The organism is Moorena sp. SIO4A5, assembly GCF_010672005.1.
Taxonomy (GTDB): Bacteria; Cyanobacteriota; Cyanobacteriia; order Cyanobacteriales; family Coleofasciculaceae; genus Moorena.
The window spans coordinates 1-3,976 of sequence record NZ_JAAHHZ010000441.1; the positions used below are offsets into that span (position 1 = coordinate 1).

A 3,976-nucleotide genomic window follows, 5' to 3' on the forward strand; every position below is an offset into this window, starting at 1 on the left:
TACTGACCATCGGCTGAGGTCCCAATCACTTGAACAGTAGAGTCGGCATCCACAATCAAATCTCCCCCGTCTCCTTTACCAAAAGTGGCAGCTGAAACAACTGCTCCATCAGAGACCATTAACTGCCCAGTGGTAATACTCAAATTTCCGGCATTTTTTTTCCCTAGAGTTTCAGTAGCCAAGCCGCTGGCAAACTGACCATCAGCTGAGGTACCAATCAGTTCAACCTTTGAATCAGCATCCACAGTCAAATTTCCCCCGTCCCCTTGACCCAAAGTGCTAGCTGAAACTTGTGCTCCATCTTTGACAATTAACTGCTCAGTAGTAATCTTCAACAACTCTCCCGCTTTTCCTGTTCCTTCAGCTTGAGTAAACAAGCCGCTGGCAAACTGACCATCGGCTGAGGTACCAATCACTTGAACCGTAGAGGAAGCATCGACAGTCAAATTTCCCCCGTCCCCTTCACCAAAAGTGCCAGCTGAAACTTGTGCTCCATCAGAGACCATTAACTGCCCAGTGGTAATATTCAAATTTCCTGTTTTTCCTGTCCCTTGAGTGGCAGTAAACAAGCCGCTGGCAATCCGACCATCGGCTGAGGTACCAATCACTTGAACAGTAGAGTCGGCATCCACAATCAAATCTCCCCCGTCCCCTTCACCCCTTGTGCCAGCTGAAACTCTTGCTCCATCAGAGACTATTAACTGCCCAGTGGTAATACTCACATTGTCGGCATTTCCTGTCCCAAAAGTTTCAGTAGACAAGCGGCTGGGAAACCGACCATCGGCTGACCTACCAATCACTTGAACCGTAGAAGAGGCATCCACACTCAAGCTTCCTCCCTCCCCTTCACCCCTTGTGACAGCTAAAACTTGTGCTCCATCTTTGAGAATTAACTGGCCAGTGGTAATACTCAAATCTCCCGCTTTTCCTGTCCCTTGAGTGATATTAAGCAAGCCGCTGGGAAACCGACCATCGGCTGAGGTACCAATCAGTTGAACCTTTGAGGAGGCATCCACAGTCAAATTTCCCCCATCCCCTTCACCCCTTGTGGCAGCTGAAACTTGTGCTCCATCAGAGACCATTAACTGCCCAGTGGTAATACTTACATCTCCCCCCTGTCCTGATCCAAATACATTTGTACTTATTCCAGAACCACCCTCAAGGCTGACCTGAGAAGCCCCAACCACTATTCCACCGCCACTTCCACTGCCGTTGGTACTCGCGAAAACCAAAGAGCGATCGCGTAAACTCACATTAGCCCCCTGCACCTGGATACTGCCACCACCTTCGCCACTGGTAGTAACAAGAGCAAATTCCGACAAACTAATATCCTGAAATTCTTGAACTGCTGAATAATCCAACACAAAACTACTATCCGTTGGGGTCAAGTTCACCACACCATTACCCACACTCCCCAGCTCAATCCTTCCATCCAATGCACCTAGAACACCACCAGGAATAGTAACCTCACCACCAATTAGCCCCAATGTTTGACCATCTGGTACCTGAAACAGACTAGACTGATTAGTAATACTCCCTGGATTGGAACCATATTGCAACCCAGAGGGAATATTAATCGTCAACAACGGTTTTCCATTCGGATTTTTAGTGCTGAAGACTGTCCCATCGTCAAACAACACACTATCAGCAGTACTCCCAAAAAATGAGCCTCCCAGATCTAGTCGGCTATTGGGACCGAAGAAAATACCATTTGGATTAATCAGAAACAAGTTAGCATTTCCCAACACTCCCAGAGTCCCCAAAATATTGGAAACCTTAGCTCCAGTTACCCGACTCAGGATGTTGGCAACTCCAGCTGGATTCGCAAAATAAACTCGCCCAAACTCGGCCACATTGAAATCCGAAAAGCTGTGGAATAGATTGCTTTCTCTAATCGCCCCACCTTCTATAAAATCGGCTAGGTTCCCGTTAACATTGACATTGGGCGTTACTATAGAACTTTCATTGCCGAGGGTATTATCTGGAGTGATTTGTCCTAATGCTGTAGTTGCAGCTAGTAGAGAATATAAAACAAAGGGACTTGCTTGCAGAAGTCCGTAAACCACAGCTTTCATGTTTATCAATCAAAATGCTCCCGATCTCTGGGATTATTTCATAAAATACCTGTTGATTCTGTTAAGTTTTATAGCGCTATGGGTAAGGCAAGAGGCAAGAGGCAAGAGGCAAAAGTGGAATGGGCATCAGGCGTGGAATGGGCATCTTGCCCGTTGCAATTGGAATGGGCATCATCGTGGAATGGGCATCTTGCCCGTTTCATTTTCCGGCGGGCTATCTCAACACTGGCGACCGAGAAGTGGTAACAACCAATGCATCAGCCATGGGTATAGGTGTTGACTATGGGAAATAATATTAAGTTATCTCCTGTAAAGGGGACCAAGAGCCAGCCTTCCAGCCTGACGAAAACTCTAAGGCTGGCTCTCCCCGTGGATTTTATTTTGTCCACAATTTTAGTTTACCACAAAAAATATATAATTATAGCATATTTTGAAAATTTTTGTAACAAATTTTTTTTGAGGGAGTCGGGAGCAGGCGGTGTAGGGTTTGTGATAGTGATTTTGTCTTGGGATTTAGCTGGGGGAAAGCGCGTTCGCTTTTAGCGGAAGCTTTGCTTCATCGCCTTTGGCGGAAGCTGAGGCCGTAGGCCACGCTTTGCGTTCGCGTAGCGTCGGCTTTGCCGAAACGCTTCATCGCATAACCACGCGCAGTGGTGCGTTACGGAACCCGGCGGGCTGTCCCAAGGCGGGCGAAGAGGCGGAAAATGAGGCCAAGCCCGCCCCTAACGCACCCTACTGGACTGTTGCCTGTTCCCGATTCCCGATTCCCGATTCCCGATTCCCGATTCTATTGCATTGTCGCCATCTCTAAAAGGGTGGTAAGGGGTGTCAGAGGGGTTAGAAAAACTATTGCAGCGATGCAGCGCGGTCTTGGGGGTTCCCCCCATGAGCGACTGCATCAAGACACTGTCACAATCTCTAGGTAGAGGGTGCTAAGGGGTGTAAAGATTGCAAGCATTGTAAAGGTTGGAAGGGGGGGTAAAAAAACTATTGCAGCGATGCACTAATGGGTTATAACAATTCCAAATTATCTGTACCTCATAGCTATGATAAACGCTATAAAGTAGTTACTATTAGTAATAAATTCAAAAGCATTTTTTAACGTGATATACTTATAGTAAATATCAAGGATCGGTAGTATAAGCCATGAGTAATAGTGACTTGTATAATCAGGATTTTTTTCTGTGGACTGATCTAACTTGTCAGCAACTTAAAACAAGAAACTTTGATGAGTTGGATATAGAAAATTTAATTGAGGAAATAGCCACCTTGGGACGATCCGATAAACGAGAGATTCAGAGCCGACTTAAGGTTTTGATGGAACACTTGCTTAAAAGGCAGTACGTGAATTCAGAGCCTGATTATCGAGGTTGGGAAAAAACAATCAATGAGCAGAGAGAACAGATTAATCTTTTGTTGTCTGAATCTCCCAGTCTCAAACCTTATCTTGAATCGGTCTTTTTGGATTGCTACAGATATCCACTCAAGGTCGTTAGCAAGGATTATCCATCTACTTGCTTCCCCCAGGATTGTCCTTTTACCCCTGATATCCTAGATCAAGATTAATCTTGTGGCATAACTACCACCGATTAGTACTTTTGTCTATCGATATATCATAACTAGTCCCGATTCCCGATTCCCGATTCCCGATTCCCTACTCCCTACTCCCTACTCCCTACTCCCTACTCCCTATTCTTCACAACCAATTTCCCAGCAAAATAAAAGCCGACCAGTAATAGGGGTGATTAAATTGCTCACTCTGCAACAGCTCCTGTTGAGCAAGACGCAGAGCTTCAGCCTTGGTAACCTGGCCTGTGGCTAACTTCTGGTAGAAGCGAGTCATTAACTCTGCAGTGGCTAGATCGTCCACATACCAGAGACTGGCAATAGTACTGCGTGCA

Annotated in this window: 6 protein-coding genes; 4 read left to right on the top strand and 2 right to left on the bottom strand. The window is 46.1% G+C overall.

All coding sequences use genetic code 11. The annotated features are described in order from the left end of the window. The coding region (locus F6K57_RS38725) for a filamentous hemagglutinin N-terminal domain-containing protein (RefSeq protein WP_293073929.1) at positions 1–2,075 on the bottom strand (2,075 nt) is incomplete at its 3' end. 119 nt (positions 2,076–2,194) lie between these two features. Here F6K57_RS38725 and F6K57_RS38730 point away from each other — a divergent pair. The 4 genes from F6K57_RS38730 to F6K57_RS38745 all read left to right on the top strand — a co-directional run bounded on the left by F6K57_RS38730 (position 2,195) and on the right by F6K57_RS38745 (position 3,641). Further along, positions 2,195–2,368, top strand: a complete 174-nt coding sequence (locus tag F6K57_RS38730) for a hypothetical protein (RefSeq protein WP_293073932.1) — start codon at positions 2,195–2,197, stop codon at positions 2,366–2,368. Next, entirely contained in the window at positions 2,358–2,618 is a 261-nt protein-coding gene (locus F6K57_RS38735) for a hypothetical protein (protein WP_075898931.1), read from the top strand. The genes F6K57_RS38730 and F6K57_RS38735 overlap by 11 nt, the downstream gene beginning before the upstream one ends. Positions 2,619–2,640: 22 nt before the next feature. Further along, positions 2,641–2,886: a hypothetical protein gene (locus tag F6K57_RS38740; protein WP_293053625.1), complete on the top strand. Its 246-nt coding sequence runs from the start codon at positions 2,641–2,643 to the stop codon at positions 2,884–2,886. Between the two features lie 335 nt (positions 2,887–3,221). Beyond that, entirely contained in the window at positions 3,222–3,641 is a 420-nt protein-coding gene (locus F6K57_RS38745; protein WP_070392613.1) for a DUF29 domain-containing protein, read from the top strand. A 130-nt stretch (positions 3,642–3,771) separates the two neighbouring features. On the opposite strand, the gene F6K57_RS38750 is transcribed toward F6K57_RS38745, so the two are convergent. After that, a partial coding sequence (locus tag F6K57_RS38750) for a CHAT domain-containing protein (RefSeq protein ID WP_293073938.1) occupies positions 3,772–3,976 on the bottom strand: 205 nt, incomplete at its 5' end.

Bases quoted from the DNA above. Each gene is read 5' to 3' on its own strand.
- F6K57_RS38730 (WP_293073932.1), top strand. From the start codon at position 2,195: ATGGGCATCAGGCGTGGAATGGGCATCTTGCCCGTTGCAATTGGAATG.
- F6K57_RS38735 (WP_075898931.1), top strand. From the start codon at position 2,358: ATGGGAAATAATATTAAGTTATCTCCTGTAAAGGGGACCAAGAGCCAG.
- F6K57_RS38745 (WP_070392613.1), top strand. From the start codon at position 3,222: ATGAGTAATAGTGACTTGTATAATCAGGATTTTTTTCTGTGGACTGAT.